Annotated in this window: 19 protein-coding genes; 4 read left to right on the forward strand and 15 right to left on the reverse strand. The window is 45.8% G+C overall.

Annotated elements, in window-relative coordinates:
• Positions 1-303 precede the first annotated feature (303 nt).
• From AC6I8U_RS14365 to dusA, 6 genes are all read right to left on the reverse strand, one after another.
• Entirely contained in the window at positions 304-1,137 is an 834-nt protein-coding gene (locus AC6I8U_RS14365; protein WP_498017218.1) for a phosphoadenylyl-sulfate reductase, read from the reverse strand.
• Positions 1,130-2,863: an assimilatory sulfite reductase (NADPH) hemoprotein subunit gene (gene cysI, locus AC6I8U_RS14370; RefSeq protein ID WP_042478736.1), complete on the reverse strand. Its 1,734-nt coding sequence runs from the start codon at positions 2,861-2,863 to the stop codon at positions 1,130-1,132. The genes AC6I8U_RS14365 and cysI overlap by 8 nt, the downstream gene beginning before the upstream one ends.
• Positions 2,863-4,737, reverse strand: coding sequence for an assimilatory sulfite reductase (NADPH) flavoprotein subunit (locus AC6I8U_RS14375; protein WP_498017219.1), 1,875 nt, complete (start codon positions 4,735-4,737; stop codon positions 2,863-2,865). Before AC6I8U_RS14375 ends, cysI begins: the two co-directional genes overlap by 1 nt.
• 98 nt (positions 4,738-4,835) lie before the next feature.
• A complete protein-coding gene (locus AC6I8U_RS14380) occupies positions 4,836-5,066 on the reverse strand; it encodes a thymidylate kinase (protein ID WP_498017220.1) in 231 nt (76 codons plus the stop codon).
• A 98-nt stretch (positions 5,067-5,164) separates the two neighbouring features.
• Entirely contained in the window at positions 5,165-5,374 is a 210-nt protein-coding gene (locus AC6I8U_RS14385) for an envelope stress response protein PspG (protein ID WP_042478737.1), read from the reverse strand.
• Positions 5,375-5,543: 169 nt separating this feature from the next.
• A complete protein-coding gene (dusA, locus tag AC6I8U_RS14390) occupies positions 5,544-6,548 on the reverse strand; it encodes a tRNA dihydrouridine(20/20a) synthase DusA (protein WP_252013278.1) in 1,005 nt (334 codons plus the stop codon).
• 111 nt (positions 6,549-6,659) lie between these two features.
• On the opposite strand from dusA, the gene AC6I8U_RS14395 reads away from it, so the two are divergent.
• From AC6I8U_RS14395 to AC6I8U_RS14410, 4 genes are all read left to right on the forward strand, one after another.
• Complete coding sequence (locus AC6I8U_RS14395) at positions 6,660-7,724, forward strand: site-specific integrase (RefSeq protein WP_498017221.1); 1,065 nt, start codon at positions 6,660-6,662, stop codon at positions 7,722-7,724.
• Positions 7,725-8,217: 493 nt separating this feature from the next.
• Positions 8,218-8,355, forward strand: coding sequence for a hypothetical protein (locus tag AC6I8U_RS14400; RefSeq protein ID WP_498017222.1), 138 nt, complete (start codon positions 8,218-8,220; stop codon positions 8,353-8,355).
• Positions 8,336-8,764 (forward strand): hypothetical protein, encoded by a 429-nt coding sequence (locus AC6I8U_RS14405; RefSeq protein WP_498017223.1) that lies wholly within the window; start codon positions 8,336-8,338, stop codon positions 8,762-8,764. The genes AC6I8U_RS14400 and AC6I8U_RS14405 overlap by 20 nt, the downstream gene beginning before the upstream one ends.
• A gap of 21 nt (positions 8,765-8,785) precedes the next feature.
• Positions 8,786-9,235, forward strand: coding sequence for a type II toxin-antitoxin system YafO family toxin (locus tag AC6I8U_RS14410; RefSeq protein ID WP_498017224.1), 450 nt, complete (start codon positions 8,786-8,788; stop codon positions 9,233-9,235).
• 185 nt (positions 9,236-9,420) lie between these two features.
• Here the strand turns inward: AC6I8U_RS14410 and AC6I8U_RS14415 are convergent, their stop codons facing one another.
• From AC6I8U_RS14415 to AC6I8U_RS14455, 9 genes are all read right to left on the reverse strand, one after another.
• Complete coding sequence (locus AC6I8U_RS14415; RefSeq protein ID WP_498017225.1) at positions 9,421-9,624, reverse strand: hypothetical protein; 204 nt, start codon at positions 9,622-9,624, stop codon at positions 9,421-9,423.
• Between the two features lie 97 nt (positions 9,625-9,721).
• Entirely contained in the window at positions 9,722-10,201 is a 480-nt protein-coding gene (locus tag AC6I8U_RS14420; protein WP_498017226.1) for a structural protein, read from the reverse strand.
• A 5-nt stretch (positions 10,202-10,206) separates the two neighbouring features.
• Positions 10,207-10,938, reverse strand: coding sequence for a hypothetical protein (locus AC6I8U_RS14425; protein WP_498017227.1), 732 nt, complete (start codon positions 10,936-10,938; stop codon positions 10,207-10,209).
• A 2-nt stretch (positions 10,939-10,940) separates the two neighbouring features.
• Entirely contained in the window at positions 10,941-11,660 is a 720-nt protein-coding gene (locus AC6I8U_RS14430) for a hypothetical protein (RefSeq protein WP_498017228.1), read from the reverse strand.
• Entirely contained in the window at positions 11,657-12,175 is a 519-nt protein-coding gene (locus AC6I8U_RS14435) for a chemotaxis protein (RefSeq protein WP_498017229.1), read from the reverse strand. The genes AC6I8U_RS14430 and AC6I8U_RS14435 overlap by 4 nt, the downstream gene beginning before the upstream one ends.
• A gap of 3 nt (positions 12,176-12,178) precedes the next feature.
• Positions 12,179-12,553, reverse strand: a complete 375-nt coding sequence (locus AC6I8U_RS14440) for a DNAase (RefSeq protein WP_498017230.1) — start codon at positions 12,551-12,553, stop codon at positions 12,179-12,181.
• A complete protein-coding gene (locus AC6I8U_RS14445; RefSeq protein WP_338163419.1) occupies positions 12,550-12,741 on the reverse strand; it encodes a hypothetical protein in 192 nt (63 codons plus the stop codon). Before AC6I8U_RS14445 ends, AC6I8U_RS14440 begins: the two co-directional genes overlap by 4 nt.
• Position 12,742: 1 nt before the next feature.
• On the reverse strand, positions 12,743-12,868 hold the full coding sequence (locus AC6I8U_RS14450; protein WP_498017231.1) for a hypothetical protein: 126 nt from the start codon (positions 12,866-12,868) through the stop codon (positions 12,743-12,745).
• Complete coding sequence (locus AC6I8U_RS14455) at positions 12,868-13,203, reverse strand: hypothetical protein (protein WP_353497231.1); 336 nt, start codon at positions 13,201-13,203, stop codon at positions 12,868-12,870. The genes AC6I8U_RS14450 and AC6I8U_RS14455 overlap by 1 nt, the downstream gene beginning before the upstream one ends.
• Between the last annotated feature and the right edge of the window lie 9 nt (positions 13,204-13,212).

Genomic DNA, 13,212 nt, shown 5'->3' on the forward strand with positions numbered 1-13,212 from the left:
TTTTTCTAATTATTTTTGATTTTTTCAAATCTAACTAGAAGACCATCTTGTAAGCTGAATGCCTTACTGACTATCGCCTCGAACCCTTGTGGGCTCTGCCGTGTCAGTGGAAGCGCATTATAGAGAGCCTCATCACATTAGCAAGCCTTTTTTTAGAAAAAATACAAAAATAACGCCTAACCGCGTCTTTTTCATTCAAAGCCCTATTTATTCAACTTTATCCTAGTAATGACTACAAGTTATCCACAGAGTTATTAAAAAAGGAGGGCAAAGCCCTCCTTTTTGTAATGATGTGAATAGCGGTTAAATACCAGAACCGTCTGTCTCACCGTCGTCTTCGTGTAAACCACACTCACGTTTTAGACCATTAAAGCGAGTTTCCTCTTCTTTCATACCTGGTTCCCACTTCACTGTAGAGTGAGTATCACCTAAAGATAGGTAACCCGCTTCTTTAAGAGGGTGGTAACTCAAACCGTGCTCTTCTATATAGCTATCAACTTGATCGTTATTCCAATCGATGATTGGCAAGAACTTAAAACGGCCATTTTGAATCGCCAGTACCGGCAAGTTAGCTCGACTCTCTGACTGCTCACGTCGTAGGCCAGAAAACCAAGTGTGAACATCCAACTCTTCGAGTGCCCTTTTCATTGGCTCTACTTTATTAAGCTGGTTGTATTGTTTAAGTCCATCGAGCCCTTTTTCCCATAACTTACCGTAGCGAGCCTCTTGCCAAGCTGGCGAGATGTTCGCTTTATAGATATGTAGATTCAGATCTAACTGCTTCTGAAGCTTATCTATGAACTGATACGTTTCTGGAAATAGATAACCGGTATCCGTGAGCACTACAGGAACGTCTGCTTTTACGCTTGTCACCAAGTGAAGCATAACCGCCGCTTGAACCCCGAAGCTTGAACTTAGGATATGCCCACCTGGCAAATTCTCTAACGCCCACTCAACTCTCTGCTTCGCAGTCAATAGCTCAAGCTGACCATTTAGCTCTGCTAGCTTTAAAATCTGCTCGGTTTTAGTCAGTGACAGCAGCTCTTGAAGCTCTAGCGCTTTTGACTGATCTTGCGCGATTTCGCTAACTGAGCCTTGTTTAGCTGCTTGTTTCTGGGAAATAACGTCTCTAGGCATAGAAGTCCCTTTTCGATACTTTGACCTCTTCTATAATCCCTGCGCGGATAACGAAGTCACCAAATGCTTCACCTTCATTACGCTGCTCCGCCCACTGACCTACTAAAGCATCAATCTCTTCTAGGATTTGCGCATCCGTAATGTTCTCTTTGTACATCTTAGGTACACGAGTACCTGCTTTGTTGCCGCCTAAGTGCAGGTTGTATCGGCCCGGCGCTTTACCAACCAAACCAATTTCTGCCAACATCGCTCGACCACAACCATTTGGACATCCGGTGATCCTCAAGATGATGCTCTCATCACTTGGGATCTGGTGTTTATCCAGAATGCTCTCTACATCAGTAACAAAGCTTGGTAGGAAACGTTCCGCTTCTGCCATTGCAAGAGGACAAGTTGGGAAAGCCACACACGCCATCGAGTTTTTGCGCTGCTCAGATACCGCATCGTCCATCAGACCATGTTCACGAGCGATCTTCTCAATCTTTGCTTTGTTTGACTTAGATACCTTGGCGACAATCAGGTTTTGGTTTGCCGTCATCCTAAAGTCGCCTTTGTGGATCTTAGCGATCTCAGCAACACCAGTTTTAAGAGGCTTACCAGGGAAGTCGAGCAGTCGACCATTCTCAATGAATAGTGCTAAGTGGTATTTACCATCGATACCCTCAACCCAACCAATTCTGTCACCACGCTCAGTAAACTCGTATGGGCGGCTTTGCTCGAAGCTAATACCGGCACGTTTTTCAACTTCTGCTTTAAATACATCAATGCCAACACGGTCAAGTGTGTACTTAGTCTTGGCATTCTTACGATTTGAACGGTTCCCCCAGTCACGCTGAGTCGTCACAACCGCTGCTGCTACATCTAGCGTTTTCTCCAGAGGAACAAAACCAAAGTCATCGGCACGTCTTGGGTACGTCGACGTATCACCGTGAGTCATGGCGAGACCACCGCCAACAAGAACATTGAAACCCACCAGCTTGCCGTTATCAGCAATCGCTACGAAGTTCAGATCATTGGCGTGCACGTCCACATCATTTTGCGGTGGGATCACGACTGTCGTTTTGAACTTACGTGGTAAGTAGTTCTTACCCAGAATAGGTTCGTCTTCCTCAGTGCTTTCTACTTTTTCACCATCAAGCCAAATCTCTGCATACGCTTTGGTTTTCGGAAGCAAATGCTCACTGATCTTTTTCGCCCACTCGTAGGCTTCTTGATGTAACTCTGATTCCACAGGGTTAGTCGTACATAACACGTTACGGTTTACGTCACCGGCTGTCGCAATAGAATCAATACCGATAGAGTTCAGCGTTTGGTGCATTAGCTTGATATTTGGTTTTAACACGCCATGAAACTGGAACGTTTGACGCGTCGTTAAACGAATACTTCCATACAGCGAATGATCAGTCGCAAACTTGTCGATAGCTAACCATTGCTTAGGCGTGATAATACCGCCCGGCATACGCGCGCGAAGCATCACGTTGTGTAGAGGTTCTAGTTTTTGCTTAGCTCGCTCGTTACGGATATCACGGTCATCTTGCTGATACATACCGTGGAAGCGAATGAGCTGGAAGTTGTCGGCGGTAAATCCACCTGTAATACGATCTTGAAGATCGTTCTCAATGGTTCCGCGCAGTAGGTTACTCTGCCCTTTTAGACGCTCGTTATCAGACAACGGCCCCAACTCTTCACCCAACACTTCTTGAATAGTGGCTGATTGCTTGCTCATTAGTACACATCCTTCTGATAACGTTTTGCTTTTCTTAGTTCGTTGACAAATTCTTCTGCCTGGTCAGCTTCTTTTCCACTATGCACCTTAACGATCTCAATCAGGGCATTGTGAACATCTTTGGCCATATGGTTGGCATCGCCACATACATAAATGTGGGCACCTTCCTGTAACCATTGCCATACCTGCTCACCTTGTTCTAGCAATCGATGCTGAACATACACCTTCTCATGCTGGTCACGGCTAAAGGCCACATCCAATCGGTTTAGCACACCTGACTTCAGGTACTTTTGCCATTCCACTTGATATAGGAAATCTTGAGTAAACGTGCGGTCGCCAAAGAACAACCAGTTTTTGCCGCTGTCGCCTTGGTTATCACGCTCTTGAATGAAGCTTCTAAATGGCGCAATACCCGTACCAGGACCCACCATAATCACTGGCGTGTCACCATTTTCTGGTAGCTTGAAGTTATTGTTGTGCTCAACGAATACTTTAACTTCACCACCTTCTTCTAATCCACGAGATAGGAAGTAAGATGCACCACCAAATCGGCTTTCTTCACCGGCTTGATACTCAACAAGTCCAACCGTTAGATGAACTTCTTCATCCACTTCTTCTTGGCTGGATGCGATAGAATAGAGACGTGGGGTTAAACGGCGTAGTAGACCCAGTAATTGCTCGGCCTCTAGTTTTGCTTTCTTCTCTTTAAAGACATCAATCACTTGAGTATTCGAAGCATACTCGCGAAGCTTGTCTTTATCTGCTGCGAGTTTCTCAAGCTTTTTACTGCCTGAAATCTCTGCGTATTGCGCTACTTGCTGAGGGTTTGCCGCAGTGATCTCATAATGCTTAATCAGCGCAGAGCGTAAAGATAGGCTCTCCCCATCGACATCCACACTTTCAATACCTGATAGACCGACTTGAGCAAGAAGTGCATCCACCAGCTCACTGCTGTTCTCGAACCACACACCCAGCGCATCGCCCGGCTTGTAAGTGATGCCAGAGCCTTCAAGATCAATCTCGATATGGCGAACGTCTTTACCAGAATCACGACCCGTGATCTTTTGGCTAGTCAATAGTGTTGCGGTATATGGATTTTTCTTGGTGTAGTTAACCGTAGCGGCTGCAGTTGCAACAGGCAGCGTCACAACATCTGCCGCTTGAGAGGCAAGATCTTCTTTAATGACCTCTAGCGCTTTCGCTCGCCACTCACCTGCTGGCGCATCGTAATCAACGTCACAGTCGATACGATCAATGAATGAGGTAGCCCCTAACTTACCTAAGTACTCATCAAAATCTTTACCTGTTTGGCAGAAGAACTCATAGCTAGAGTCGCCTAAGCCAATAACACCATACTTAAGGTTCGGAAGTTTTGGCGCTTTCTTAGATTGAAGGAACTCATGCAGCTCAATCGCGTTATCAGGCGCTTCGCCCTCACCGTTTGTAGAGGCAACAACGATGACGTGTGTCTCTTTCGCTAAGTTTTTACCTTTGTAGTCACTTGCATCAAATAGCTCAACATCGATACCAAGCGCAGAAGCTTCTTCTTTTAGCTCCTCAGCAACCCCTTTGGCGTTACCTGTTTGAGAAGCAAAGATAATGGTCAGCTTGCCTGCTGGTACGGCTGCCGCTGATGTACTTACTGCGCTGGCAACTGGAGTAAGCGCTGATGGTGCACCCGCCTGGCTCAATCCCCAAAAATACCCGCTTACCCATGCAAGCTGGTTTGAAGAAAGGTTCGTTGATGCTTGTTGTAGTTGTGATAGCTGCTGATCGTTAAGTGGAGCAGCTAGGCTTGGTAATTCTTGAGAATTGTTATTACCGTTCGGCGACTGTTTTACGTTTGAAGACATTGTCACGACATCCCTAATCATTGCGTGACGATAGATTAACCAACCACCTTAATAACAAGAAAGAATAGATATGAATGTTTTATAACTTTTTGGAAGAAGAGGTTCGTTTGGTAGGGAGGCTATTTAGCCTCAATACGAACCTCAGTGAAGCCTACGGCTAGCGCGGATTTAGACGCTTTGTCGAGATCATTGTACTGACACTCGGCGCCGTGAATATCCGTCAGCATAACGAAACCGCCTTGCTTGTGGCGAAACTCAACGATCCAACCGCCTTCGGATTCAGCGGGTTCAATGATCGCTTCTGCCAGTAAATTTTGATGGAATAAATACTTCAATTCCGTAATTGTCATGGCTCCCTCCAGAAATCCTATAATGACCGACGCCCTTGGTCATATAGATAACTATAGCAATTGTGCTTATCCCTGTAGGGTTATTTGTGATCAGTTTGTTAATTTGTGGGCGCCATTACCTTTTTATAGATCCAAATAGCTATAAGGAACGCAATAATGTAAGGCAAGAGATTTAAAACAACCCCAACCATGCCCAACAGAAACATCACCGCGAACGACACCACAATCGCCATTGTCACAGTGACAAACGTAACGCCTGTCATGACAAGAGTTGCAAGAAATACCAAAACGAAAATTAGTTCAAACATAACCTCTCCCATTTCGTTGCTAGTTTAAGTCTTTTGAATTACTCAAATAGATTGCAGGAAGCGTTCCAACTTTTAGATTCTTTAAAAATCATATAGATAGCTAGAAACAAAAACTCCGACTCGCTATTGCAGAGTCGGAGTTGGTATTTATCGCCAAATGATTGGTAAATTACACATCCAGTTCAGATGGGATTTTTGCTAGTGCTGTTTCAAGCACTTCAATGCCAGCACCTTTCTTATGTGCATTTTCACTGATGTAACGACGCCACTGCCTTGCGCCTGGCATTGCTTGGAACAAGCCAATCATATGACGAGATATATGACCAAGGTACGAGCCATTAGAAAGCTGACGCTCAATGTACGGATACATCTCTTCAACGACTTGCTTGCGCTTTTTCACTGGAGTGTCTAAACCAAAGATAAGCTGGTCAACCTGGGCGAGGATGTAAGGGTTCTGATACGCCTCACGACCAATCATCACGCCATCAAGGTGTTGCAAGTGCTCTAGAGATTCTTCTAGTGTTTTAACGCCGCCATTCACTGCCACATTTAAGTGCGGGAAGTCTTTCTTAATTTGGTAAGCGCGAGGGTAATCCAACGGTGGTATCTCACGGTTCTCTTTAGGGCTCAAGCCACTTAGCCAAGCTTTACGTGCGTGAATGGTAAACTGATCAACACCGCCCTTCTCAGATACCGTAGAGACAAACTTAGTCAAAAACTCATACGAGTCTTGATCATCGATACCAATACGAGTTTTTACCGTCACTGGAATATCAGCCACTTCACGCATCGCTGCCACGCACTCAGCCACTAAATCTGGTTCAGCCATCAGGCATGCACCAAAACGACCATTCTGTACGCGATCTGATGGACAACCTACGTTTAGGTTTACTTCATCATAGCCACGCTCCGCTGCGAGCTTTGCACAGGTTGCCAAATCAGCAGGGTTTGAACCACCTAGCTGAAGTGCCACTGGGTGCTCTTCTTCGTTATACGCGAGAAAATCACCTTTACCATGAATGATCGCACCTGTTGTTACCATCTCGGTGTACAACAAAGTTTGTGATGACAGAAGACGATGGAAGTAACGGCAATGTCTGTCTGTCCAATCGAGCATCGGTGCCACGGATAAGCGGTTTGATTGGAAATTGCTTGTGTTATCTGGCTTGGTCATTGTTTTACCTAATAATTTTACCCATCAAATCCGCTTTGAATATCGTGGAATTTTCCCAAATTTCGCCCTATAGTACCCCTTACAGTACCCCTCAAAGAGTAGGACGACGGAATGGCTTCACTCTCAATCGAAAAGCGGCAACTTAAAAACGGTGAATTCCGCTACAAAGCAACAATCATCGTCAAGAAAAAGCAGGCAATCATACACAGAGAGTCAAAGACTTTCAAAAAGAAAGAACACGCTCGTACCTACGGCAAGAAACGCCTATCCGACATTGAATTGAACGGCGTAAATAGTACCAAAACAGTCCCCCTTTCGGTACTCCTCGATAAGTTCATGGCAGATAAGGATTTATGGAACAACACGGGGCGAACCAAGCGCTACGTTATAGAAATGCTCAGAGATTGCGATATAGCGCAAATAGACACCAATGAGCTAAAAACTAGCGACCTCATCCAACACTGCAAAAATCGCCGTGGCGCAGGTGCGAAGCCAGCAACTATTTATCATGATATTGCTTACCTACGCTCTGTGATGAAGAAAGCTAATCCCGTATTCAATATTGAAGCAAACTATAAGATCTTTGATGAAGCAGTGCCCGTCCTGACGGATATGCAGCTTATCGGAAAAAGTGAGAAACGAACTCGCCGCCCTACTGGTGAAGAACTCGAAGCGCTAAAACAAGGATTGATTGAGCGTCAAAACGCTAGAGCTAATGGCCAAGCTCGTATCCCGTTTGTCGATATCCTTGAGTTTAGTATTTTGACTTGCATGAGGATCGGTGAAGTTTGTTCTCTGCGTTGGGAAGATATCAACGAAGAACATAAAACTGTGGTTGTGCGTGACCGTAAAGACCCACGCAAGAAACAGGGGAACCATATGATAGTGCCATTACTGGCAGATTCGTTTGATATTGCTATGCGCCAGCCAAAAGAGAGTGAGTTGATTTTTCCTTTTAACTCTCGAAGTGTGACCGCTGGCTTTCAAAGAGTTAGGAACAAACTAGGTATTGAGGATTTGCGCTATCATGATTTGCGCCGTGAAGGGGCTAGCCGTTTGTTTGAGAAAGGCTATTCCATAGAAGAAGTAGCCCAAGTGACAGGGCACCGTAACCTAAATATTCTTTGGCAAGTTTATACTCAACTCTACCCTCACAAACTGCATCACAGGCATTGAATATAAATAACAACATCGCCACAAAAATGCAGCTTATATTCCTTTTTGTTATTTACTGTACATAAAATAGACGTGTAGAATTCAGCGCCTCAAGTAGAACACTGGCAAATTTTTGACTATGATCACATTAATTCAAAAAAACCGGTTGTTTTAAGTACATTTATTATGACTACCAATGAATAAAACACATTTTGTAGTCGTTAATATGCTTGAGGCGTCGCCTTTATCTCTTAGAGCGATTTAAAGGCAATTTTTAAGGTTGACCTTAGGGTCATTATAAAACTTCGTAGAATCGCTTTTGACTGCGTTTTACGCAATTCAGTAACACTAAGCTTGGATTTTCAAAACTATTAAACTAGTTGTAATCTGTAGTTATCAGTGGATAATCACCGACCGAAGTGACATTAGATAGGCAAGGAAAAGCTGTCACCTCTCGAGATTTATAACGTATAAAAAAGCAGAATCGGAGTTAGTCATGAGTAAGGGGCTTGTTATGAGTGCAGTAATTGCAGCGCTCAGTAGTGGAGTGAGTGCATCAGTAGATAATGCTTTTGTCACAACTTCTGCCTTCCGTATGCAAGAAGTTGTAGACTGTTCTGAAGGTGTGTGTAATGGAATCAACGCACGCTGAACAATCGAAAGAAATTATCGAGCAAATTCGACTTCAAACAAAAAAATGGCGTGATCTAGCTTCAAAGGTTGAAGCATCAAACGCTCCTGAGAGTTTTTTTAGTCAAGAGGATGTCAAGTCGCTCCTTAGTGCGGATCTTTATGTTCGCTCTGGTGAGCAGATGCTTCGTTTGCAATATGAAGACCTAGCAAACAGTCTGCCAGAGGGCGATGCAAAATCACAGATTCTTTCAGTATCTAAAGCAATACGAAAGGAAGTTGCTCGTCTGAGAAGTTCAATCTCAAATTTGGTCAAACTAGAGAAACAGTTCAGACCAAGTAAAAAGTCAAACTACGTTGAACAGTTCGATATGAACTCAGAAAGCGTAGCTATGCTAAAAGAAGCTACCCAACGCGCTTATTTTCACTAATAGGTAAGGGGTAGCTAGGGAATGGTTGAAGTCTCGTTTTCAGACCGATTTAAGGAAGAAGTAGTTAAGGGTGGCTACGAACAAGATTTAGATAAGCTTAAAGCTGACCTTACAGCACACCTAACGGGTATTGAAGATGACGAAATGCCCGTTAGTTATTTAGGCAGAACCACTCTATACAATGAGCCAATTCGTGCCTCTGACCAAAACCTTGGTAAAGTGCACGTATGGGACACCACAACAGCTTGGTTTACCAAGCAAAAACAAAAAAACTGGAAACGTGCCGGCTATCATGGCAGTCGCACAAGTGATACCTACTTTGTTTACGCCCAACATCTAGAAGATGAATACAAATACAAGTTTCTCGGTGTCTTATCACCTGGCCATGAAAAGTCACGTCATGGTGGCAATGGTTATGCCTACCTAGAACCACTAATCAAAGAAGCTAAATTATTCCAAGACGAAGAATAGGCGTTACGCAGTGTGATTTTTACTCACACTGCGCACTTCAACTTCCAAATTGCTAACCTTTACCACCAAGTTGGATAGAATCAATCTGGTGTTACGCATGTTTTGCCATAGCATCGCAAGAACTAAAACCTCTGTTGGCTTGAATCCCAACTCGTTCAAGAGGGGCAGTAAAGATACATCCACTATCAACCAACCTTGGCTTCATCTTTAATCATTTCCCACAGACCAACCAAAATCGGTGCAACCACGCCAATCAAGCCCCCCAACTGCACACCTTCAGGCGTCACACTTGCAGTTAATAACTCAGGGTGCCCCGTTGCCAGTGCCACACCCGCACCAATAAGCGCAAGCCCCTTCTTAGTCGATGCCTGTTTTAAATCTATTTTCATTACTGTTACTCCTAGCCGTTGATGCGCTTCCAGATATAAGCGCTGATTAAAGCGGTCAGGATGCCAACCGCTAGACGTTGCATTACTTCTTTTTGGGTCATGCTAGTGCTACCCCTTGCGCTGCATCTTCTAATGAGTAGTAACGCCCGACTTCCATAATCGACATGGAATGCACTAGGCGAGTCATAAACTCATCATCAAAGAGATTGAGCGGCGTAGTGGCACCCACATTGAGGCGACCCGCCACGAATTGCACGTAGTTATCCGTGTCGTTGTTGTCACTCTTTGGCGCAAAGCGGCTGATAATTCCTTGAAGGGTGTTCAGCCCATAAAGGTTTTGGTAGTTGCGAATGAGCTTGGTTGCCGCTCGAAAGCCGTATTTCGAGTGTGAGAAGGTTTCAAACGCTTTATCTTTGGAGGGTGTTACTTTGCCTGTCCAAGCATTGTTACTTATGCGAATGTTGAGCGGGTTGTTGTTACGAATCCCGCGATTGAGTTGTGATTTCACGATGTTTACCCCTTTGGGTGCGCCAATCATCAGCGCACCAACTATCAGAACAATGATGATTAGACGCATGGTGATTACTCTGGCATTGGTGGTGGCGCAATGACTTCAGACCCGACTAGTCGCAACGTTCCCGAATCTTCAAACAAGATATTCGCCGCGTTGAACTTGGTGTCAGCTCCGTCCAAGTCACCGTGCATTTTGATGCCGATTTCAATTGGAAACCCTTCCGAATATCGGTCGAATATTTCCACTATGTCACGAACAAAAACCGTCACGACACACTCGCCTAGAAAAGAGAAAAAGCTATGACCTGTTGAGCCCTCACCAGTCCTAACTAGATGGATTTTTTCATCAAAGATATATATCTCTGACTCCATGATGTAAGAGCTCATCGAACCACGCACAAAACGACTGAGTGACACCTTTTCGGCATCGGCTAAATCGGTTCCGCCGTTTGCCCAATCTATGCGAAATGGAATGTTCAGGCTGAACGTGAGTGCAACCATCGCGGCGGGGTCTTCATCTTTAAACTGCTCAACCAAGCCATTCACCATCACTTTTGTTTCTGGGTCATTCTGGTACTGGTAAAACGCTTTATCTCCCGCCGTATTGGTGCTCGGCATGAGTTTTTTTAACGCAAATTTCTTCTCGTTAAAGCCCGCGCTCATTGATGTGCTGGGGATTGGGGTAACCATAGTTTGTATTAACTCGCTGCTACCGCCGCCACCCAAGCTACTAAGCAAGTCATAAAGAAACTCAATTTTGTTGCGGCTGCTACCCGTTGGTAACGCTGGAAGGTTAGACATGATTAATACTCCAATACCTGCGCTTTATCGGGCGCGGCTCCTGTTAGTGTTAATGTAGCGGCAGTTGGAACCGTGAGCTTTTCGCCTGCCGTAAGCTCAAAGCCGTTAAGACTGATTAGCCCTGCGTTGGTACTGCTGGCTTTGATGATGACGCCATTGCGTGCAGGGTTAGCGGGCACCTCTAGAGGCATTTCTCCGCTCAGTGATGAAAGTGCGCTACCAGAGAGCACCTTGATTGTTTGCCCTGCTGCCAGTTCAACGCTTGGTATAGTGCCAATATCAACCGATTGACCGCTTTTGAGTTGAACGTCAGGCAGGGTTTTGATTTCGACTTGTTGGCCATCTTCAATCTGCACTTTTGGCAGAAAGGACACGCCCACGCTTTGACCTGCTTCAATTTCAACTTTGGGTAACTCGGTTACCCCTACCATTTGACCTGGCAAGAAACTGACTGACGGCATGGTTTGAATATCGAGCTTTTGCCCTTCTACTGGCGGGGTGAAATCACCCACACCATGCTCAAGAGAGAGCGCCCCTTCACCAGAGAGAAGGATTCGGCCTAATGGCTTGCCGTAGCGAAACACCGAGCGATTGGGTAGCGAGAAGCTTTCCCCTGTCTCGTCAATTTGCACCGATAACTTGCCCGAAATCGACTCAACAAAGAGCCAAGTAGAATCAATAGTCAGGGGAATGGGTTGCCCCTTAGTGAGATTTAGGTTCATTTGCCTACCGCCTTAACCAGCACAAAGCCCAGTACCAACACAATCACCGCCATGAGCACCAATTGCTGTTTGTTGAGTACGCTTTGCCCGTTGTCTTGTTTGAACTTCGCAAGCTCGGTGAGCTTGGCAAGGTTCTCGGTGTTTTGAGCCGCTTGGTTACCCGCAAGCCCTGCCATCATTTGCAGGTTTTCGCTATTGGTCGAGCTGAACTCGTTAAGGGCACCCGCCGCGAACTGCAAACTGTTTTCTGTGTTTCGGTCTACCAGCGCCAAAGATTCGCTCATTGCACCACTGGCAAATTCAAATGACTCATCAAGCGCATCACCCGCGAAATCAAGCGAGTGCTGACCTAAATCAAATGCTTTTTCAACACTGCCATGGTCGGTGACCGTGGCGTTAATCGTTGAGCCTTCGACCCCACTTAGTGCAATCCCAAGGTTGTCGCCGCTAATGGCATTTTGACTACTGGTGTTTTTTGTACTGGTGCTATTGCTTGAACTGGAACTGCCGCCCATGCGCTACACCTCCCATCGTAAAAACTGGTGGTCGCCGTGCTCATTGGTTGTCACCTTTCCGAGCCGCTTTAGAAGCCGAGCCACCAACGGAAAATAAGTTTTTGTGGTAATCGCTTTTAATCCGCTGCCTTTCACGTAAGTCGCGAGTTCTCGCGTCGCTTGTACTGCGCCAGTACCGACGACTGCCCACACAAAATAAGAGTCACCAACGACCTCACCCGCTACCGTCAGGTAATAATCTTCACCTTTAATCAAGTAAAGACTCACCGTGTTGTTTGCGATGGCTCGTTGCATCAATTCAAAATCGTCAGGGCAAGCGCGAAATGCCTCACGCAATCGCTCTTGCATACTTTCAGAATGCGTTACCACTTGAATCATTTGAGAACCTTTAAGCCAATTACCGCCAGCACGATAACCGCGACGATGAGCCAAGGACTGACACCCCCGCCCATGTTGATGCCGCCAATAGATTGCCCCGATTGGTTACTGCTGGTTGCGGTAGACGGGCCAGCACTGCCCCCCGTTAAGCCACCGCCACCCGTTAAGCTGGTCATAGCTCCAAACATATCAACCCATCTTCATCCAGATAATCAGCGCTAAAATGACCACGATAAGCCACGCCGATTTGTTAATTTCCTTGGCGGTGAGAAACCCAAGGGTTATCCCCGCCAAACCCAAGTAAAGAATCGGCATCACTTGCCCCCTTTGAGCGCAAAAGCAAAGCCACCGAGTAGCACTAACGCTATCAGCACGATGATTGCCACGGTCTGCCACTGCATACCGCCAGAGGTGGTGTGCACGGGTTGCCCGTTGGGTTGCTGATAGTCGTTATTGTTGGCGCGGTTTTCGTCAGGGCTGGCAGACTTAGCGCGGTCTAACTCGTTATCCATCTTGATACCAAGCCAATCCTCACCAAAGCCGCCAACCACATCTACGGCACCACCCACAAGCTCACCTGCACCCTCTAAGATGCCATCGAACCAACCGCCACCACTTGTGGCGGTTTGCGTCACACTAGGGTTTTCCATCGGTCACCC

The sequence above is a fragment of the Vibrio sp. KUL80 genome, from assembly GCF_059725495.1.

Excerpts from the sequence above, each read along its gene's own strand:
- AC6I8U_RS14440 (WP_498017230.1), bottom strand. The coding sequence starts at position 12,553 with ATGATTCAAGTGGTAACGCATTCTGAAAGTATGCAAGAGCGATTGCGT.
- AC6I8U_RS14455 (WP_353497231.1), bottom strand. The coding sequence starts at position 13,203 with ATGGAAAACCCTAGTGTGACGCAAACCGCCACAAGTGGTGGCGGTTGG.
- AC6I8U_RS14425 (WP_498017227.1), bottom strand. The coding sequence starts at position 10,938 with ATGTCTAACCTTCCAGCGTTACCAACGGGTAGCAGCCGCAACAAAATT.
- AC6I8U_RS14365 (WP_498017218.1), bottom strand. The coding sequence starts at position 1,137 with ATGCCTAGAGACGTTATTTCCCAGAAACAAGCAGCTAAACAAGGCTCA.
- AC6I8U_RS14400 (WP_498017222.1), top strand. The coding sequence starts at position 8,218 with ATGAGTGCAGTAATTGCAGCGCTCAGTAGTGGAGTGAGTGCATCAGTA.
- AC6I8U_RS14405 (WP_498017223.1), top strand. The coding sequence starts at position 8,336 with ATGGAATCAACGCACGCTGAACAATCGAAAGAAATTATCGAGCAAATT.
- AC6I8U_RS14375 (WP_498017219.1), bottom strand. The coding sequence starts at position 4,737 with ATGATTAGGGATGTCGTGACAATGTCTTCAAACGTAAAACAGTCGCCG.
- AC6I8U_RS14395 (WP_498017221.1), top strand. The coding sequence starts at position 6,660 with ATGGCTTCACTCTCAATCGAAAAGCGGCAACTTAAAAACGGTGAATTC.
- AC6I8U_RS14385 (WP_042478737.1), bottom strand. The coding sequence starts at position 5,374 with ATGTTTGAACTAATTTTCGTTTTGGTATTTCTTGCAACTCTTGTCATG.
- AC6I8U_RS14420 (WP_498017226.1), bottom strand. The coding sequence starts at position 10,201 with ATGCGTCTAATCATCATTGTTCTGATAGTTGGTGCGCTGATGATTGGC.
- AC6I8U_RS14450 (WP_498017231.1), bottom strand. The coding sequence starts at position 12,868 with ATGCCGATTCTTTACTTGGGTTTGGCGGGGATAACCCTTGGGTTTCTC.
- cysI (WP_042478736.1), bottom strand. The coding sequence starts at position 2,863 with ATGAGCAAGCAATCAGCCACTATTCAAGAAGTGTTGGGTGAAGAGTTG.
- AC6I8U_RS14415 (WP_498017225.1), bottom strand. The coding sequence starts at position 9,624 with ATGAAAATAGATTTAAAACAGGCATCGACTAAGAAGGGGCTTGCGCTT.
- AC6I8U_RS14380 (WP_498017220.1), bottom strand. The coding sequence starts at position 5,066 with ATGACAATTACGGAATTGAAGTATTTATTCCATCAAAATTTACTGGCA.
- AC6I8U_RS14435 (WP_498017229.1), bottom strand. The coding sequence starts at position 12,175 with ATGGGCGGCAGTTCCAGTTCAAGCAATAGCACCAGTACAAAAAACACC.
- AC6I8U_RS14410 (WP_498017224.1), top strand. The coding sequence starts at position 8,786 with ATGGTTGAAGTCTCGTTTTCAGACCGATTTAAGGAAGAAGTAGTTAAG.
- AC6I8U_RS14430 (WP_498017228.1), bottom strand. The coding sequence starts at position 11,660 with ATGAACCTAAATCTCACTAAGGGGCAACCCATTCCCCTGACTATTGAT.
- dusA (WP_252013278.1), bottom strand. The coding sequence starts at position 6,548 with ATGACCAAGCCAGATAACACAAGCAATTTCCAATCAAACCGCTTATCC.
- AC6I8U_RS14445 (WP_338163419.1), bottom strand. The coding sequence starts at position 12,741 with ATGTTTGGAGCTATGACCAGCTTAACGGGTGGCGGTGGCTTAACGGGG.